We start from the raw sequence: 19,257 nt of genomic DNA on the forward strand, positions 1-19,257 counted from the left end.
CCTCGAACCGAAAAGGAAAAGGCCGGGAAGGTGAACTTCCCGGCCTTTTTTCGTGCGGAGGGCGGTGTCTTACAGCATGGTCATGAAGTTGACGAACAGGGTGGCGTTCAGGGCGTGCATGGCCCAGAAAATGAAGACGGACAGGAAGGCCGGCCCCTTCATGCGCAACGGGGATTCGTTGCGGGCAATGAGTATCCACAGCCCGACGTTGACGGCGCCGAGGATGACCACTCCGGCCCAGACATAGGCCAGAGGGGTGCCGAGAATAATGAGTTGGATATTCTCCGGCAGCCGGGCGTAGAGCCAGCCCTGGCAGGCCATGAAGCCGATCATGGGCAGCATGGACCAGCGCGCGGCCAGCTTCATGGCAAAGGAGTAGTAGTCGCGGCCAAAGTCGTCCTTGTTGCGGCGGATGACGAGGTAGGCCAGGCTCAGGGAGGCTGCGGCGGCAAGGACCAGAACGCCGTACATGGCGGACAGCGGCAGGGCCATGGCCGAAGCCGTTGCCAGGGCCTCCTGCGAGGGGCTTCCCTGGGACAGGTTGAAGAAGAGTTTGGCCGGGGTGACCACGGCCACCGCGCCGATGGCGGACAGGGCGGCGATGAGCCCCAGTATGATGTGGGGGGCCTTGGCCTGCCGCATGGACTTCCAGGTCAGGAAATAGATGAGCGCGGCCACGGCGAACACGGCGAGAAGCACGGCTCCGGTAAAAAACGGGGAGGCGGGGTTGAGGGATTGCTCAATGAGTCGGGGGTAGCGGTAGAGGCTGATGCCGATGCCGACTCCATAGATGACGACCAGGAACGCGAGCAGTATCAATCCCAAGGAGCCTGTCTGCTGGCCATACTTGTCGAAAAAGACCTTTTTGTTCGTCTTGGCGCTGAGTTCGCCGAGAACGGCCACGGCCGGGCTGCCGAGTGCGCCCATGCCGAGCAGGCTGAAAAAGGCCGGGGCCAACATCAGGCCAATCATCTTGAGGGTTTCTTGTAAATCCATGGTGGAAGAAGGCTCCGTTTTTGTGCGTAAGAATCGCGTTGAATAGCGCGTTTTTTCTGCCTGAAAATCGTCCGGCATGCAAGGCTTCCCTCAAAGAGGGGTGTTGCGGAATTGTCAACGATTCCTTGCAAAAAATCGTGGTATCGCCTATTTCCAATGAAACAATCAACCGTGATAAAGCGAGAGCCGCTCGATGAAATGCCTGAAGTTCCTGTTGTTTGCCGTCCTCGGTCTGTTTCTCTTCGGCTGCACTGCCGCCGGGAAGAGCGCGACCACGGATACGGCGAGCATGGAGTGGCGCGTCAAGTCCCTTGAGGAGAGCTTCCTCAATTTCCGTGAAAAGCAGCGTCAGATGGCGGACGAGGTGGTCGAGGACAGGGACCGGCTCGACCAGCGGGTGACCGACCTTGAGGAGAAGGTCGCCGGGTTGCGCAACGGCACGTCCGTGGCCGTTCCCACCGAAGAGACGCCTGAGCCCCCGGCGGGCGAGGGGTGGGTGACCGATCTGAAGCCCGAGGACGATGGCTGGGTGAAGCCGGAAGGGGCCACCGAGCCGCCCGTCGCCCAGAGCGGCGAGGACAAACCGTGGGCCGACGTGCCCAAGCCGCCCGCGACCATTCCGGAGCCGGAGGTCGTCAAGCGAAAAACCGCGCCCAAGCCCGCGCCCATGACTGCTTCCAGGCCCAAGGCGAAGATTTCCGGTGCACAGGCGCTGTACGCAAAGGGGTACAAGCAGTATTCCATGGACAATATGGAAGGGGCCCGCGCCACCTTCGACCAGTTCCTGGCCAAGTATCCCTCGGATGCACTGGCGGCCAACGCCCTGTACTGGAAAGGCGAGACGTATTACTCCGAGAAGGATTTTGCCCAGGCCATCCTGACATTCAAGGAGGTCACCGGGCGGTTCCCGAAGCATCACAAGAGCGCTGCGGCCCTGCTCAAGATCGGCATGGCCTACGACAGGGTGGGCGACCGCGACAACGCGATCTTCTACCTGCGCGCCCTGATCGAGGATTTCCCGAACTCCGACGAGGCCGGGTTGGGCCGCAAGGAGCTGACGAGGTTGGGCGGCTAGGATTTTTTCATACACAAGAGGCATGAATGGCCGGATTTTCGCCGTTTGCGGGGTCCGGCCTTTCCTTTGGACACCTGATGGACCAACATAAAGAGTTTTTTGCCTGTCTCGCCCTGAAACACACCCCCCGACTTGGGCCAAAGGTGTGGCGGGAGTTGTTCGGTCATTATTCGAGCGCGTTCGATGCCGTGCAGGATGCGAAATCCTGGCACGGACTCGGTCTGTCCGGTCAGAAGGTGGCCCGGGCCTGTGCGGCCGAGGTCTGGCGGACCGACGCTGAAGAGGAGTTCCGGGCGGCCCGGCAGGCGTCCATGGACGTGGTCACCTGGTTCGATCCCCGTTTCCCCGATAAGCTCAAGGAAATCCCCGATCCTCCGGCCATGCTCTATGTGCAGGGCGACGTGACGCTGTTCAAGAATCCCGGTGTGGCCGTGGTCGGCGCACGGGAGTGCACACGGCTTGGACTGGAAACAGCCGGGAGAGTCAGCGCGCAACTGTCCAAGATCGGCATCACCGTGGTTTCCGGGCTGGCGCTCGGCATTGACCGGCAGGCGCACCTGGGCGGCCTTGCTGGTCTCGGCAGCTCCATTGCCGTGCTCGGCTGCGGCCTGGACATCGATTATCCCACGGGCAATATCGACGTGCGCGAGGAATTGAACCAGAACGGTCTGGTGGTCACCGAGTACGGCCCGGGCGTGCGGCCGCGCGGCGGGCATTTCCCGGTCAGGAACCGGATCATCAGCGGGTTGTCGCTGGGCGTGCTGGTGGCCGAGGCGGCCCACAAGTCCGGCAGCCTGATCACGGCGCGCCTGGCAGGGGAGCAGGGCCGGGACGTGTTCGCCGTGCCGGGCCCGATCGGCCAGCCCTCCTTTACCGGGTGTCACCGCCTCATCAAGCAGGGCGCTGCCCTGGTCGAATCCGCATCGGACATCGTTGAAATCCTGCGCTATGATTTTGCCCGTGAACTGGAGGACGTGCCCGATCCGTCCCCGGCACGGGACGAGGAGGGGATCGACCAGGGACGGGCCAGGGTCAAGGCAGGCAGGAAGCCGACGGCCGGTCAGGAGGACGGAGGCGACAAGCCGGTCATCAAGCGACCGTCGCTGACCGACCGGGAGAGCCTGTCGCTGACCGGGGACGAATTGAAGGTCTTGGCTGTTCTCGATTCTGCCGATAAGGTGCATATCGACGCTCTGGGCCGGGAACTCGGCTGGAATCCGGCTATCATCAGTCGGGTCCTGCTGATGCTCGAGATGCGAGGGGCCGTGAAACAGCTGCCGGGCATGTGGTATCTGGCCCGGGAATCACAAATATAAAAGGAAACACCCATGGATTGGAAATTGCTTGCCACTACATTTGGTACGCTGTTCGTGGCCGAACTGGGAGACAAGACGCAGCTCGCCTGCATGCTCATGACCGCAAAGACCCAGAAACCGTGGACAGTCTTCCTCGGTTCCTCCCTGGCTCTGGTGCTGGTCAGCTTTCTGGGCGTGATGTTCGCCCAGTTCATCTGCCAGTATATCCCCACCGACGTCATCAAGAAGATCGCGGCCGTGGCCTTTGTGGTTATGGGTGTTTTGATTTTCTTTGATAAAGTTTGATTAATCGGGGTTGAATGCGCGCCCGACGCCGTGTATCCAAGGTGTAAGGGATAATAAACCCGGTTGTACTATGCAGAAAATACCCATCGATCTCGCCAAGCCCGGCATGAAGCTGGCCAAACCCGTCACCAAGGAGGGGGGGATGACCATCATGGCCGAGGGCATGGAGCTCAGCGACAGCCATATCAAGCGGTTGCAGGCCATGAGCATTGACCGCATCACGGTTCAGGGACACCCCGTGGACATGGGCGGAGCCGGTTCGGGCACCAAGTGGGCCGAGCGCCAGGAGCGGCTGGACCATCTTTTCAGAAGGCATGCCGAGGACAAGTGGATGATGCGGGTCAAGAATCGCATGGATCAGTATTTCCAGCTCAAGGCCGCAGCCCAGGAGGCCAGGATGAAGGCTCTTGAGGCGGTGGACGAGACCGGGGACGAGGCCGGTGACAACGGTGGTGAGGAATAGGCCATGGAAGATCTGAAAACCAGCGTTCGCGGGGAAATCCTCCAGGTCAAGGACCTGCCGACCCTGCCGCAGGTCCTGGAAAAGGTCACGGCCATGGTGCAGGACCCCGAGGCGTCGACCGAGGGGATCGCCAAGGTCATATCCACGGACCAGGTGCTTTCGGCCAAGGTGCTCAAGATGGTCAATTCGCCCATCTACGGGTTCCCCGGCCGCATCAGTTCCATCCAGCACGCCCTGGTGCTGCTTGGCTTCAACGTGGTGCGCGGCATCATCATCTCCACTTCGGTCTTCGACATGATGGTTCAGGCCATGAAGGGGCTGTGGGAACACAGCCTGGGCTGCGCCACCGCCTGCAACATCATCGCCCGCCGGGCCGGGTTCGAGGACCCGGAGGAATACGCCGTGGCCGGATTGTTGCACGATCTCGGCAAGGTGGTCACCGCCGTGCAGTTGCCCGATCTGCACCAGACAATCCTCGACACGGTCAAGGCCAAGGACATGACGTATTTCCAGGCCGAAAAGGATGTCATGGGATTTGGCCACGACCGCATCAACGCCTGGCTTGCCCGGCATTGGGGGCTGCCCCCGAATATCCGGGAGTCCATGGCCCGCCACCATGCCCCGCAACTGGCAGAATTCTACAAGCCCATGTCCTGCGTGGTGCATATCGCAGATTATCTGGCCCGGCTCTTCGAGTTCGGCAATTCAGGCGACGATCAGACCTCCTATCTGCGCCCGGAAGCGCTCATCGAACTCAAGTTCAAGATGACCGATCTGGACAAGGTCATGGATGAGATGGCTGACCAGTTGATTGAAGTATCCGACCTGACATTCTGATATTTTTGGCATTTTTTTGCTCTGAAAAGGCGAGCGGCATGGGATGGATTATGCGGAAAACAGCATGATCCATTTTTTTTCGACTTTTATTCATGCCACTTTGTGTAGGTGTTTGAGCTTCCTGATAGTCATTCCCACCTGATTGATTGACCAACAAGTGTAAATGAACTATAAAATCAAGAACATAAGAAGCAATGACATATCGGTGATGACATGATGTTTACGGCATCGGGAGCGGCGGGCTCCCATTGTCCGGCTCCGACCATTCATGCTCTGATTACCACGATGTCATCCTCAAGTTCAAAGCGAGGCGGTGTATGTTTGATTTTGTTCGTCGTCGGTTGTCTTTCAAGCTCCTCATTCCACTTTGTTTGGTGATCGCTATCGGAATCGGTGGTCTGGTAGTCTACGTTACCGGTTCCACCTTTTCCATGACCTACAAAGAGGCCGTTCAGACGGCCAGTTCTCAGGCCATGTCCAGTTCACGATCCCTGTCGATGTTCATCACCGACCAGAAGTCCCTGGCCCGGGTGCTGTCGCAACACCGGGACATGTACTACGCGGTGCAGGGCGCGGCCGATGAGGCGCAGGTGGCGTGCGAGTCCATCGTCAAGGCCACTCCCAACCTTTGGGGCGTGGTGGTCTTCGACGATACCGGGACGATCGTGGCCGCCGCCGACAAGGACGGCGTGGGGCTGGTGGGCACCAGCGTCGCCTCCAAGGGATATTTCAAGGATGTCATGGCGGGCAACGATACCGGGGTCATTGACGACAGCGTCGATATCGTTACAGGAACAACATCCCGCGTTCTGACCGTCAGCTATCCGATTCGCGACGACTGGGGGCAGATCAGCGGAGGCATATCCCTGCTCGGTTCCTGGGACGCCTTCGTCAATCAGTTCATCGCCCCGATTTCCATAGGCGAGGAAGGGTACGGCTTTGTCCTGGACAAGGCGGGGGTCTTCATCCAGCACCCCGACCCCGAGCAGTTCCGCAGGGACGTGAGCGGGCTGGAGTTCGTCAAGCAGGCCCTTGCCGTCAACGAGGGAGTGATCGAGTATGATTGGCAGGGGCGCGAGAAGGTTCTGGCCGTGTCCACCGAGCCGACCACGGGCTGGACCATCTGCATGAGCGCCTATGTCGAGGATATTGCCGCCGGAGCCGTCCGGCAGCGTACGGTCATGCAGATCGTGGGCGTGATTATGGTCGCTTCGGTCATGCTGTTGGTGCATATGCTCCTGGCCAGGTTCGTGTTCAGGCCGGTGAAGCGGACCATGCGGCTGGCCGAGGACACGGCGCGCGGCGACCTGGCCGAGCTCTTTGAAAAGAAGGAAAACGGCGACGAGATTGCCCACATGCAGTCGGCGCTCATCGATATCCGCCGCACGGTTCGGGCCATGATCCAGGATCTTGCCGATGTGGCAGGCAGGATCGAACAGGGCCACCTGCATGACCGGGCCAAGGCCGATCAATTCGAGGGCGATTACGCGCGGCTCATGAGCGGCACCAACCACATGCTCAACGGATTGGTCCTCCTGCTGGATGAGCTGCCCTTGCCGCTCATGGCCATTTCCAAGGATCACAAGATCAATTTCATGAACAAGGCGGCCGCGGGCCTGGGCAACACCACCTCCCAGGCGCTGGTCGGCACCACCTGTTCCGAATACTTCAAATCGGGAGACTGCTCCGGCGGCAACTGCGCCTGCGACAAGGCGATGCAGGGTCGTGAGATGGTCTTCTCCAACACCGAGGCCAATCCGGGGCGGGTCATGGAGATCGAATACTTCGGCATGCCCCTGTTGGATCAGAACGGCGAAGTGCTTGGCGCCATGAAGGTTGTCATGGACCAGACCGAAATCCGTCGCGCCCAGCGCGAGATGCTGGAGACCGCCACCCAGGCAGACTCCGTGGCCTCCATGCTGTCGGCCGCCTCCCAGGAACTGGCCGCCCAGGTGGAACAGACCACCGCAGGGGCGGACCGTCAGAAGGGAATGGCCGAGCAGGTCGCTTCCACCATGGAGGAGATGAGCGCCACAGTCATGGCGATCGCCCGCAACGCGTCCGCCGCGGCCCGCAGCGCCGAGGAAATGAGTGCCAACGCCGAACGTGGCGGCGAGGCGGTTTCGGCTGTGGTCGAGTCCATCGAGCAACTTCGGCAGCGGGCGGTCGTGGTGGACGAGAACATCCGGGCCCTGGGAGGGGACGTGGAGTCCATCGGCGCCATCATGACGGTCATTTCCGACATCGCCGATCAGACCAACCTGCTCGCCCTGAACGCGGCCATCGAGGCGGCCAGGGCCGGCGAAGCGGGCCGGGGTTTCGCCGTGGTGGCGGACGAGGTGCGCAAGCTGGCCGAGAAGACCATGAACGCCACCCAGGAAGTGGGGGAGGCCATCCAGTCCATTCAGGGCGGCACCCGGCGCAACCTGGAAGCCTTCAAGAAGGCCACCGAAGCCATCGACCAATCCACGGCGCTGTCTTCAAAAGCCGGCGAGGTCCTCAACGATATCCTGAACATCGCCCGTATTGCGGACGAGCAGATCCGCAGTATCGCCGCAGCGTCCGAGCAGCAGGCCGCCGCCACGGGCGAAGTGTCCATGAGCGTCGAGGAGGTCAATACCGTGTCCAACGAGATCGCCGGATCCATGAACGAATCCACCACCGCAGTCACCGATCTGGCCCGGCTGGCCGAGGAACTGCAGCAGATCACCATGCGCATCGGCGACGTCCGGGCGCAGTAGCCCCCTGTCGGCAAAGCATTCACGGAGCCCTTCCGCCTTTGAGCGCGGAAGGGCTTCCGCTTTGACGCGGACGCGGACCGATGCTAGATTCCGGAAATGAACCAGACCCTTGAAGAATCCCTGTTCCAGCGCAAGCAGATCGCGTTCCTGCTCTCTCCGGACAAGGGGTTTGCCGACATGCTGCGCACCCTGTGGTCGCCTGACGTCATCGAGTTCACGGTGTTCGAAAACGGCGGCAAGGCCATTGAGCACCTGTTCAACGAACCGCCGGATCTGCTGGTTGTGGACAACCGGCTGGCCGACATTTCCGGCAAGGAAGTGGCCAATCTGGTCAAGAGCGAAAACGTGTACCGCCAGTTGCCGGTGGTCATGTGCGTGGACCCGGTGGACGTGGAGACGCCGTGGAACTGGAACCAGATCGAGGTGGACGATTTCCTGGTCCGGCCCTTCAATCCGTCCGAGGTGCGCGACCGCATCAACCTGACCCTGTGCCGGGCCATGCGGGCGCTGGACGCCAACCCGCTGTCCAAGCTGCCGGGCAACACTTCCATCATCCAGCGCATCCAGCAGCATATCGACTCGGGCGACGATTTTGCCCTGGCCTACTGCGATCTCGATTATTTCAAGTCCTACAACGACAAGTACGGGTTCTCCCGGGGCGACGAGATTCTGATGATGGCCGCCCGGCTTATCGTCAACACCATCCGTTCCTATCAGGGGGTGCAGTCCTTTGTCGGCCACGTGGGCGGCGATGATTTCGTGTTCATCCTGCCCCCGAATCTGGTGGAGGACGCCTGCAAGCGGATCATCAAGGCCTTCGACGACATCGTGCCGCATTTCTACGACCCCGAAGACCGCCAGCGGGGCAACATCACCTCCGTGGACCGGGAGGGCAACACCAAGGTCTTCCCGCTCATGGCCATCTCTTTGGCCGTAGTGGTCAATACGGACAGGCGCATAAGCCATTACGGCGAGGTTTCATCCATCGCCATGGGGCTCAAGAAGAAGGCCAAGGAAGACCCCAAGAGCAGCTATGTCATCGACCAGCGCAAAGCGTGACCGGCCCGGCGAACTGGTCCAGGGTTTTCTCGCTTTTCTCAGCGTGGAAAAGGGATACTCCGCCGCGACCGTCCGCTCGTACGGGACCGACCTCGAACAGTTTCAGGAGTTTCTGAAGCCCCGGAAGCGGACTCTGGAAAAACCCGGGCGCATCGACCGTGACCTGGTGCGCGGTTTTCTGGCCGAACTCCATCGTCGTAGGCTCTCCAAGACCTCCATGGGCCGCAAGCTGTCCAGTCTGCGCGCCTATTTCAAGTATCTTCTGCGTCACAAGCAGATAGCCAAGGACCCCATGGCGGGCATTCGCAATCCCAAGCAGGAGAAGCGCCATCCCCAGGTGCTCAACGTGGATCAGGCCGTGTCCATGATGGAGGCCTCGGTCACGCCGGACCCGGAAGGGCTGCGCGACATCGCCCTGGCCGAGGTGCTGTACGGCTCGGGCCTGCGTATCAGCGAGGCCGTGGGCCTGGACCTGAACGACGTGGACTCCGACGTCATCCGAGTGGTGGGCAAGGGGAGCAAGGAGCGCATCGTGCCCCTGTCGGATGCTGCGGTGAAGCGCATTCGACGCTATATGGAGCAACGCCATGCGCTGCTCTCAGACTACTCCGAGCAGGCGCTGTTCGTCAGCGTCCGGGCGGGCAGGCGGCTCGACCGGCGGCAGGCCAACCGCATCGTGGCCAAGCTCGCCAAGCTGGCCGGGCTGCCCAAGGACGTGCATCCGCATATGCTCCGGCACAGCTTCGCAACCCATATGCTTGAGGCGGGCGCGGACCTGCGCAGCGTGCAGGAACTGTTAGGTCACGAAAACCTGACCACGACCCAGCGGTACACGCATCTGGACATGCAGCGCATCATGCAGGTATACGACCAGGCGCACCCTTTGGCGGGTGTGACCGAAGACGATAACAAAAAAGAATGATACGGAGCAGATAATGGAAAATCCCATGGTCCTTCTGGAGACCCCGGAAGGCGAAATCCTGATCGAACTTTTCCCGGACAAGGCCCCCAAGACCGTTGAGAACTTTCTCCGGTATGTCGACGACGAGTTCTATGACGGCACCTTGTTTCACCGCGTCATCAAGGGGTTCATGATCCAGACCGGCGGCCTGACCTTTTCCATGGAGGAGAAGGAAACCCTTGAGCCCATCGTCAACGAGGCGACCAACGGCCTGAAGAACGTGACCGGCACCGTGGCCATGGGCCGCCTGCCCGAACCGCACTCTGCGGCCAGCCAGTTCTACATCAACGTCGCCGACAACCCGGACCTCGACCACACGGGCGAGGACGACGAGAATTTCGGCTACTGCGTGTTCGGCGAGGTCGTCGACGGCATGGACGTTGCCGTGAAGATCAGCAAGGCCAGGACCCGGGAATGGCAGGGCTACGACGATGTGCCGGTCGATCCCATCTCCATCATTTCCGCCCGCCGGTTCGAATAGGCCCGGTTCACAGGACGCAAAAAAAGGCGGGGCCATTCGGTCCCGCCTTTTTCATTGGTTTTTTTATTTGTTCAGGGCGTCCCGGATGCGGCGTTCCGCCTCTTCCTTGGTCTCCTGAATCTTTTTGCCCATCTCCTCGCGGGTCTCCTGGAGCCTGATGCCGACTTCCTCGTACTTGCGCTCGGCTTCCTCGCGCAGGTCGGTCATCAGTTCCTTGACCGTGACGATCTTGTCGATCAGGTAGGCGTTGGCTCCGGCAAAGGCGAACCCGTGCTTGAGCCTGCCCTTGTAGGCGTTTACCAGGGCCTGGGCGATGCAGTAGGGGGAGTTTTCCTCGGCGCAGGAGTGCAGGCACTTGTGCACGCACTTCTTGGGATGCTTGAGGCCGGAGGAGACGGCGTCGAGGAAGGCGTTCTTGAGAGCGCGGCCGGGCAGGCCCACCGGGCTCTTGATGATGGTCACGTCCTCTTTCTGCGCGTTGACGTATGCCTGCTTGAAGGCCTCGTCCGCATCGCATTCCTCGGTGGCCACGAATCGGGTGCCCATCTGCACGCCGGCCGCGCCCATTTCCAGGAATTTGGCGATGTCGTCACCGGTATAGACGCCGCCAGCCGCGATGACCGGGATGTCCTTGTGGTGGGAGTCGCGATAGGGCTGTACCGCGTTGATGACGTCGGTCACGATGTTCTCCAGCTGGAATTCGGGCTTTTCCAGATCTTCGGCCTTGAAGCCGAGGTGGCCGCCCGCTCTGGGGCCTTCCACAACGAAGCCGTCGGGCAGGTATTCGAATTTCTTCATCCATTTCTTGCAAAGGATGTTGGCGGCGCGGCCCGAGGACACGATGGGCACCAGTTTGGTCTTTATGTCCTTCTTCAGTTCATCGGAGACTTCGCGCAGGTAGCCGGGCAGGTCCATGGGCAGCCCAGCGCCGGAGATGATCAGGTCCACGCCTTCGCGGATGGAGGTCTTGACCATGTCGCTGTAGTTGGTCAGGGCACACATGATGTTCACGCCGAGCAGACCGTCGGTCATCTTGCCGCGGGCCTTTCGGATTTCTTCGATCAGGCCGCGGTGGTCGGCCCCTTCGGGGTCCTTGGACCGTTTGGGATCGCGCATGCCGATCATGGAGGTGGCGATGACGCCGACCCCGCCTTCGTTGGCCACGGCACTCGCCAGACCGGAAAGGGATATGCCGACGCCCATGCCGCCCTGGATGATGGGAAGCCGGGCCGTCAGGTCGCCGAATGTGAGATTCGGAAGTTTCATTGGATTACCTCGTCTATATTAATATTAGCTGTCACTTGCGCTTTAATCGGTTCCAAGTCAAGGTAAACTGGTGTTTGAACCGACTGGTCATGCTCCTGTAACATGTTCCTTGACCACCAGTTCCGCGAAATACATGGAGCTTGTGAAAGCCGGGGAAATGGAGTTCAGGACATGGACCGTATTGCCGAAACGCTCGACCACGAAATCCATGACCAACTGGTTGTTTTTTATGTCCACCAGCTGAGGCCGGATGCCCGCCTTGGAGCTGGGAAGCACGTCGTGCGGAGCGATGTGTTTCACCAGCCTGGCCGCGTCGTTGAAAAAGTATTTGAAGAGGTACTTGCGCGGCTCTTCCAGGGCGATTGTCCGGAATTTTTCATTCTCCAGGAACATGTGCAGGTCGCGGAACAGGATGGACAGGAACTCGGAATCCAACCCTTTGAGGATGCCGTAGTTTTCGCGCCCGAAGGCCGGGATGGCCGTGGGCCCGACGTACACGTCGCCGTGCACGCTGCGGGTGAAGTGGACGCCGAGAAAGGGGTTCCTGATGTTGGGCACCGGGTAGATGGAGCCCCGAATCTTGTCGGCGGCGGGTTTTTTCAGCACCCTGTAAATGCCCTTGAACGGCAGCAACCGGTAGTTTTCGGCGATGCCGAAGGCCTGGGCCACCCTGTCGCTGTAGGCCCCGGCGGCGTTGATGAACTGTTGGTAGCTTATGTCGCCCTGACTGGTCGCTGCCGCGTTCTTTTTCGCGCCGATGAACCGGGTGTCGAAGAAGAACCGGACCTTGCCGGATTGTTCCAGCTCGGTGCGCATGGCGGCCAGGATGGCCCTGGGGTCCACCACGGCGGTAAACGGTGAGTGCAGGGCGCGACCGACGGTCCTGGCGTTGGGTTCGATTTCGGCAAGCTGCCGCTCGTCGATCATTTCCACCGTGCCGCCGTTGGCCGTGGCCCGTCGCTGCAATTCATCCAGTGTGGACAGCTCGTCTTCGGTACGGGCCACGATGACCTTGCCGGACCTGAACAGCGGCAGGCCGCGTTCCTCGCAGTAGGCCTGCATGCGGCGGTTGCCCTCCAGACACATCTTCGCTTTCAGGGTGCCGGGGTCATAATAGATTCCGGCATGGAGCACGCCGCTGTTCCGACCGGAGGCGTGTTTGCCCGGTTCCGGCTCCTTGTCGAAGATGATGATGTCGTCGAAACCCGCTTTGAGCAGTTCGCGGGCAATGGTCAGGCCGATTATGCCCGCACCGCAGATGACGGTATGCGCCGAATACATTCCCTATCCCTTGCAGAGCAGGGCCAGCCCGCTCTTGGCTTCTTTTTTCCTGAGCATGTCCGTGCCCAGGATTTCCATGATGATCACTTCGCCAACCAGCCAGACGTCCAGGCCGGGACGGATGCAGCCGGTGTGCGTGTCGCCGTCGCGGCCGAGGGCGGCGTGCATGTGCAGGACCGGCACGCCCGTCTCGTCGGGGAACAGGGTTCCCATGCCCAGGACTTCGTGCGCGCCGCTGACCGGATGGAGAATGGGGTCGATGACCGGGGCATCGCCGTCTTTGGGGCCGGCCACGATGTTGCCGCCGTCGATGCCGCCCAGCAGGGTGCACTGGGCAGTCATGATGCCGTGTTCCCGGGCGAATCGCTCGATGCAGTTGGGCACTCGCTCGCCGTCTTCCAGGCGCAGGGTGAAAACCCTGCCGATGCTTCCTTCCGAGTATTGCATGGTGTCAGTCCTTGTCGGTTATCTGCCGCAGGCGGTCTTGAAGTCGCACCATTGGCACCGTTTGCCGGTTCGGGCCTCGAACCGGGTGGCCCGGAGCATGTGTGTGACGATGGTCCGGATCACCAGGGGGATGATTTCGCCCGTGGCCTCGGCGCATTCCTCGTCCGTCCATTTCCTGCCGAACATCAATTGTTCCTTCCCGTTGTCGCCGAGGTTGACCAGCCCGGCGTTGTCCGGGACCTGCCCCTCGCTTCGGGCATGGAGATAGACATAGGCCGGGACCTGCACGGAGCGCACGCCGGAGGCTATGTCGGCCAAAAGCGTCGTATCCACGACGTCAGGGTCGAATGTTTCCATGCGGTCGCGCAGTTCCATGTCGTCCCAGAAATCCGAGCGGGGGAGCGGGGCGTTGCCGGTCTTGTAGTCCAGGATGACCAGCCTGCCGTCCCGCTGCTCCACCCGGTCCAATCGTCCCTTGATCGGGACGGTCACGCCCTCGGCCTCGATGGAGGCGCAGGCTTCCTTTTCCAGCCCCAGCAGGGTGGCGGTCTGCTGTCCGGCCAGGAACTCGGTCAGGCGGTACCGGCCTGCCTCCATCAGCCCCATCCGACCGTCCAGGGAGAGCCGTTTGTACAGGGGGCTTGCCTTGAAGATGTCGCTGAACAGGGCCGTGAGCGGTGTGGGGTCGAGTTTGCCCAGTTCGGTCTCCACATTGACGTACGGGGTCAGAAATTCGGTCAGCACCTCGTGGATGAGGGAGCCGAACTCGCTGCGGTCGGTGTCGTCCTCCACGGATTTTACCGGGCGCACGCCGGTCAAATAGTCGAAGAAGAACTGCTTGGGGCAGTTCATGTACCGGTCCAGGGAGGACGGCGACAATCCCTTGGAAGTGAGCTTGTTCAACAGCGTTTCGCCCAGTCCGGCGGTGATCGTGACGGCGGGCGGTTCCGGGGGGATGGGGCTGGCCGGGAAGGTCACGGTGTCGATGATTCCGTCTTCCGGCGTCATGGCGCGCCCCTGTTTTTGTTCCCGCTCCCAGAGGAGCTGCTCCACGAACCGGCTGCGCACGGCCTTCTGGTCGAGCTGGCCTGGCTGGACGCCGTCCTGGTAGTAGATGACCGCCTCGTCGGCACCCATGAGCAATCTGTAGAAATTGTAGCCGGAAACGTTGTCCCGCTCGCGCGAGTCGGGCAGGCCGAGCAGGTTGCGCAGCGGGTCGGGCAGGAGCGGATCATAGGGGTTGGTGCCCGGCAGCCGCTCCTCGATTGCGTCCAGGACGAACAGCCTGTTGAAATGGAGCAGGCGCGTCTCCAGCACGCCCAGCACCTGGAGTCCGGCAATGGGGTCGGGCTCGAACGAGACCCGTTCCATGGACAGCATGCGGCGAAGGAAGGCGTACTGTGTTGTACGGCTGAACGGTTCGTGGCTGGCCTCGGCTCCTTTGAGCTGCGGGATGACCGAGGTGGTCAGCCGGAACAAACATTCCGCGTCGATCAGGTAGTTGTGCCAGAGCCGTTCCCCGCTTGCGTGAAGGAGTTCGGCCAGCCCGGTCAGCGCGTCGGCCAGATCGGCCAGGGTGGCGGTGTTCTCGAAGTTGTCCAGGCTCCCGGCGAGCAGGTCCCGGAGGAGTGGTTCCACGATCGCACGGTCCACGCCTTCCAGCGATTCGTCGGTGTAGGGAGGTTCCCAGGCCGCAACGTCGATGAATTTTTCGCCTTGCCGGATTTCTCCTTCCCAGACCTGGAAGATGGTACGCAAAGGCGCGTCTTCCGGCCCGAGCAACCGCAGGTAGGGATGGCGGATGAGGTTGATCACGTCGCGCCAGTAGTACCGTCCGTCCCTGTGCCGGTTCTCCTGGAGCGAGAGCAGGGTCTCCACCAGCCGTGCCAGGGAGGTTCGGCCCAGGGGATATCCCATTGAAATGTTGGGGTCCTTTTCGGGCAGGTGATGCAGCACGGGGAGCAGCGCGCCCTCGTCCGGCAGGATGACGGCGGTACCGGCCAGGTTCCCGGCGTCCAGCATGTCCTCCTCCAGTCGGGCCAGCTGGGAATGGCGATCATAGCCTTCGCAGAACCGGACCTCCGGGGTTCGTTCATGGCCCTCGAGTTCGGGCGGAATGATCGCTTTGGTCCGCCAGCGCGTCAGCCATGCCGCGTGCTCCGCTGCGGACCAGTGGGGCACGGCGTCGTCGGCCAGGGCAGGGTCTCCGTGGATGAGCGGATGGAGTATTCCCTCCTGCCACAACGCCTTGAACAGCGCATCCTCGCTGCCGCTCAGGGCGTAGAACCCGGCTGCGAGCACGGTCTTGCCCTTCAGTCGGGTGATGACCTCGTCCATGTGGCCGGTCACGAAACGAGCGGCCAGTCCGGCGGTGGCCCAGCCCCTGTCCTCGAGTCTGGCGAGATATTCCCGCTGGATGTCCCCCAGATGGCCGAGCAGGGCTGCTGCGTAGGGTGAGACTTCACCTTCCATGTAGTCGAGGTCCTGCGGGGTCACGTCCTGGCGCAGCAGGTCGTCCATGAGCCCTGCCAACGGCATGCCCCAGGCAAGGAACTGCTCGATATCCAGCTCCGGAAGTTTGGAGAGCTGGCTTCCCGGGCGACCATGGATGTCCGAGACCACGCCGTGCAGCAGGGAGACCAGGTCGAGCTGGTTGGCCTGGACGGGCGGGACCGGGGCAAGGCGTTTGTGCAGGCCGCCGATGAAGTCCGCGATGGAGATCATTTCGGGCATGAAGACCGGCTTTTCAATGGCGGGATGATCCCGCAGCAGGGGCTTGAGGTGGCGGCGCGGCCGGTTGTGCGGGAAAAGCACGATGGTGTCGGAGAGCGACCCGCGCTCGGCCATCAGGTCGGCCAGTGCGGCCATGAAGTCCGTGGTCCAGGGGATGAGTGTCAGCGGCTGCATCTAGTTTGCCTCCACTTGGACGATCTCACGTTGGTCCAGGTAGACGAGATACCCTTTGGGGTCGACGTTCTCCATTGTCCGCATGATGGTCATGTATTCACGCACCTGGTCGTGATTCTTCGGGTCCTGGCGACCGGTCTTGAAGTCCACGATCACGGTCCCCCCGTCCCGGCAGAGCAGATCGAATCGTTTGAATTCGCCGTCCGAGTCCATGACTTCGGGCTCGCGGACGCCCCTGTCCAGCCAGGCGCGCAGGTCCGGTTGCGACAGCGCCCACAGGGTCATGGCCTCAAGGTCCGAACCCAGCCGGGCAAGGTCGTCTTGGGGCAGGGAGCCCAGAGCCGGAAAATCGGCCATGGCCAGACGGATGGCCCGTTGCGCGTCGTCCGCGTCCCTGCCTGTGACCAGCAGATGCTCCATGACCCGGTGGGCCACTTCGCCGCGCATCCGTTCGTTGAAGAAATATTCCTCCAGGTTGTGGCGATAGACGCGCAGCCTGGGCAGCCATTCCATGAGGCCCACGACCGGTTCGGCCTCCGGCAGGGGTTGCGGTACGGGCCGGGGCGTCGGCGCGGCGGGGTGAGTCTCGGCGGGAGTGCTCCCGCGTTCAAATATGCCGTTGTCGTCGAGGTCCAGGAAGCGGTTGATGGCAACCTGGGCAGGGGTGGACGCGGAGGGCTCCGCAAAGAAGCCGTACAACTCCTCGCGGGCGCGGGTCCAGGCCACATAGAGCAGGTTGAGCTGTTCGCGCATGACCCGTCCCATGCTTTCGAGGTAGGCCCGTCCCATGTCCTTGCGCAGGGGGGCGAGCAGGGTGTGATCCCGGTAGTCCATGAGGGTGTAGCTTTTGTCGTTGTCCGCCTTCCAGTGGTGGAACGGGACAATGACCACCGGGAATTCCAGCCCCTTGGACTTGTGGATGGTCATGATGCGCACTGCGTCGATGTTGTCCGGCAGGGGCACCTTTTCCTGGTCCGAATTTTCGGCCCAGTATTCCAGAAAATTGCTCAGCGACGTGTAGCCGTTCTCTTCGGCCAGGTGGACCACTTCGAGGAAGCGCCGGACGTACAGCTCCGATTCGGGGTGGCGCTCAAGCACGCGGAAGACCCGGATTGCCTCCCGCGTCAGGTCGTAGGGCGTCATCAGCCCGGACTGGTTGTAGAACGGTTCGATGTACCGCTGCCACTGGTCGGGGAAATCCTTGCGGAACCGGACGCCCAGCGGATTCCGTTTCGCCTGGGTGAGCCAGTCGAGCACGTCGGCGCTGTCCAACCCGGTTTCGGCCAGGAACACCTCCTCGCCCATGATGAAGGTCATGAACGCCAGGTCGTCGCGGGGATAGTCGAGGAAAGCCAGGAATCCGGCAAGCTGGCGGACAACGGGGTGGCGGTCCAGTTGCAGCGAGTTTTCCGTGATGACGGGGATGTTCTTGCGCACCAGCAGGTCGCAGACCAACTCGGCGTGGCTGTGGGACCGGACCAGGATGCCCATGTCGCGGTAGCGGCGCCGGGCAACGAGGTCGTCCATGAGCCCGTCCAGCCGTTCCAGGGCCTGATCTTCGACGTCGCTGTTCCGACCACCGGGGATTCGTTCCATGCGCACGTAGCCGTCGGTGTCGGCGTGCTTGTCGGGTACGCCTTGGGCGCAGTCGGCGAAGCCGGTCGCCAGGGCGCGTGCGAACTCGCACCGGAAGTCGTCGGGCGCGGAACGGAACAAATCGTCAGCCAGTTCCCTGGCCAGCTCCTCGTCCTCGAGGTGGCTGAAAAAGTCGTTGTTGAATTCGACCACGTTGCGGAAGCTGCGCCAGTTGTCGGGCAGGCTGCCCGCGTCCACGGTCTCGGCCAGGGGCGCGAGTTCGGGTTGGGCGGCGATGCCTTCGAAGAGGGTGGAGTCGCCGCCGCGCCAGCCGTAGATGGCCTGCTTGACGTCGCCCACGCAGTACAGGGAGCCTCCCTTGGCCAGGCATTCCGAGGCCAGGGGCGTGACCGCGTTCCACTGGTCACGGCTGGTGTCCTGGAATTCATCCACCAGCAGGTGGTGCAATCGGCAGCCCAAGCGGCAGTAAGCCTCGGACACTACCGCGTCGGAGTCGAGCAGGTGGGCGATGCGCCGGGCCACGCCCGCGTTGAGCACGGTTCCCTGCTGGCGTTGCAGCACCTCCATGCCGTTGTCCAACCGTACGGCGATCTCGATGGCCGGAGCCAGGTAAAAGGCCCCGGTGAGCAGGGGATGGGCGGACCGGTAGCGAGTCCAGGCCATCTGCAACCGGGCGTAGTGGGCCTCGGCCACGTTGTCCACGCTGTCCTTGCCCTTGGCGTTGACGCAGTCGCGGAAGGATTCCTTCTGGATCATGGCGGAGTCGGGCACGGGGTCAAAGGCCTCGGCCGCCGTGCATTTGTCCAGAAAATTCAGGAAATGCTTGCCCACGGGCAATCCTGCGTCCTCCAGGAAAGCGCTCATGTTGTCCACCGCCGTCTTGAATTCGGCGAATTCGGCGATGAGCAGGTCCTTGATGCGGTCCTTGTCCACCAGCAGGGAGTCCGGCGCGGTGTCGAGGAACTGCACCAACTCGGCCAGCCGCTTGCGCACGGTGTCCTGTACCCAGAATCCGCTCCGCCCCTCGGATCGGATCAGGGTGTCCAGGGCGTCGGCCAGGAGGTCGTTTTCCACTTCGCTGGTTTCGCACAGGGCGACGAAGTGGTCGAACACGGTTTCGAACAGCTCGTCCTGGTTGAAGATGATCTCGAAGTCCGGGCGCACGCCGAATTCCAGGGCGAAGAGGCGCAGGAGCAGGGCGAGCAGGGAGTCGATGGTGCGGATGTTGAGCCGGTGGTAGCGGCGCAGGATTGCGCCGAGGGTCCGCCCGGCGGTTTCGGGCGAGCAGACGTCTGCATGGCCGCCGGATTCCAGGGCGATTTCCTTGAGCCCGGAGACCACCCGCTCCTTCATCTCGGCGGCGGCCTTGTTGGTGAAGGTCACGGCCATGATTTCCGGCCAGGCGAATCCCTTGCCGGTCCGGTTGGCGCAGACGAACGGGACGGCGTCGGGGTCGGAACCTTCGAGCAGCGCCAGGAAACGGCGTGTGAGCTGGTATGTCTTGCCCGCACCGGCGGACGCTTTGACCTGCCTGAGTTCCGACATG

Annotated in this window: 15 protein-coding genes; 9 read left to right on the forward strand and 6 right to left on the reverse strand. The window is 62.0% G+C overall.

Going from position 1 to position 19,257, the window contains the following annotated elements; genetic code table 11:
• Positions 1-69 precede the first annotated feature (69 nt).
• Entirely contained in the window at positions 70-996 is a 927-nt protein-coding gene (locus OO730_RS16115; protein ID WP_264982513.1) for a hypothetical protein, read from the reverse strand.
• 193 nt (positions 997-1,189) lie between these two features.
• Between OO730_RS16115 and ybgF the strand changes: the two genes are divergently transcribed.
• From ybgF to OO730_RS16160, 9 genes are all read left to right on the forward strand, one after another.
• The gene (gene ybgF, locus OO730_RS16120) at positions 1,190-2,071 is read left to right on the forward strand and encodes a tol-pal system protein YbgF (RefSeq protein WP_264982514.1); all 882 of its coding nucleotides are present in this window, start codon (positions 1,190-1,192) and stop codon (positions 2,069-2,071) included.
• A 77-nt stretch (positions 2,072-2,148) separates the two neighbouring features.
• Positions 2,149-3,387, forward strand: a complete 1,239-nt coding sequence (gene dprA, locus OO730_RS16125; protein ID WP_264982515.1) for a DNA-processing protein DprA — start codon at positions 2,149-2,151, stop codon at positions 3,385-3,387.
• 12 nt (positions 3,388-3,399) lie between these two features.
• Positions 3,400-3,672 (forward strand): TMEM165/GDT1 family protein, encoded by a 273-nt coding sequence (locus OO730_RS16130; RefSeq protein WP_264982516.1) that lies wholly within the window; start codon positions 3,400-3,402, stop codon positions 3,670-3,672.
• 70 nt (positions 3,673-3,742) lie between these two features.
• Positions 3,743-4,135 carry a hypothetical protein gene (locus OO730_RS16135; RefSeq protein ID WP_264982517.1) on the forward strand — a complete coding sequence of 131 codons (393 nt, stop codon included), beginning with the start codon at positions 3,743-3,745 and terminating at the stop codon, positions 4,133-4,135.
• A 3-nt stretch (positions 4,136-4,138) separates the two neighbouring features.
• Complete coding sequence (locus OO730_RS16140) at positions 4,139-4,972, forward strand: HDOD domain-containing protein (protein ID WP_264982518.1); 834 nt, start codon at positions 4,139-4,141, stop codon at positions 4,970-4,972.
• 374 nt (positions 4,973-5,346) lie between these two features.
• Positions 5,347-7,713: a methyl-accepting chemotaxis protein gene (locus tag OO730_RS16145; protein WP_264982519.1), complete on the forward strand. Its 2,367-nt coding sequence runs from the start codon at positions 5,347-5,349 to the stop codon at positions 7,711-7,713.
• A 96-nt stretch (positions 7,714-7,809) separates the two neighbouring features.
• Positions 7,810-8,772 carry a GGDEF domain-containing response regulator gene (locus OO730_RS16150; RefSeq protein WP_264982520.1) on the forward strand — a complete coding sequence of 321 codons (963 nt, stop codon included), beginning with the start codon at positions 7,810-7,812 and terminating at the stop codon, positions 8,770-8,772.
• The gene (xerC, locus tag OO730_RS16155) at positions 8,747-9,694 is read left to right on the forward strand and encodes a tyrosine recombinase XerC (RefSeq protein WP_264982521.1); all 948 of its coding nucleotides are present in this window, start codon (positions 8,747-8,749) and stop codon (positions 9,692-9,694) included. The genes OO730_RS16150 and xerC overlap by 26 nt, the downstream gene beginning before the upstream one ends.
• Positions 9,695-9,707: 13 nt before the next feature.
• Entirely contained in the window at positions 9,708-10,214 is a 507-nt protein-coding gene (locus tag OO730_RS16160) for a peptidylprolyl isomerase (protein ID WP_264982522.1), read from the forward strand.
• 63 nt (positions 10,215-10,277) lie between these two features.
• Here OO730_RS16160 and OO730_RS16165 read toward each other — a convergent pair whose 3' ends face one another.
• From OO730_RS16165 to OO730_RS16185, 5 genes are all read right to left on the reverse strand, one after another.
• Positions 10,278-11,480, reverse strand: coding sequence for an NAD(P)H-dependent flavin oxidoreductase (locus tag OO730_RS16165; protein WP_264982523.1), 1,203 nt, complete (start codon positions 11,478-11,480; stop codon positions 10,278-10,280).
• Between the two features lie 87 nt (positions 11,481-11,567).
• Positions 11,568-12,761, reverse strand: a complete 1,194-nt coding sequence (lhgO, locus tag OO730_RS16170) for an L-2-hydroxyglutarate oxidase (RefSeq protein WP_264982524.1) — start codon at positions 12,759-12,761, stop codon at positions 11,568-11,570.
• A gap of 3 nt (positions 12,762-12,764) precedes the next feature.
• Complete coding sequence (locus tag OO730_RS16175; RefSeq protein ID WP_264982525.1) at positions 12,765-13,208, reverse strand: PPC domain-containing DNA-binding protein; 444 nt, start codon at positions 13,206-13,208, stop codon at positions 12,765-12,767.
• A gap of 18 nt (positions 13,209-13,226) precedes the next feature.
• The gene (locus tag OO730_RS16180; RefSeq protein ID WP_264982526.1) at positions 13,227-16,115 is read right to left on the reverse strand and encodes a PD-(D/E)XK nuclease family protein; all 2,889 of its coding nucleotides are present in this window, start codon (positions 16,113-16,115) and stop codon (positions 13,227-13,229) included.
• The gene (locus OO730_RS16185; RefSeq protein ID WP_264982527.1) at positions 16,116-19,256 is read right to left on the reverse strand and encodes a UvrD-helicase domain-containing protein; all 3,141 of its coding nucleotides are present in this window, start codon (positions 19,254-19,256) and stop codon (positions 16,116-16,118) included.
• Position 19,257 lies beyond the last annotated feature (1 nt).

It is taken from the genome of Pseudodesulfovibrio portus (genome assembly GCF_026000375.1).
In the GTDB taxonomy this organism is placed as follows: domain Bacteria; phylum Desulfobacterota; class Desulfovibrionia; order Desulfovibrionales; family Desulfovibrionaceae; genus Pseudodesulfovibrio; species Pseudodesulfovibrio portus.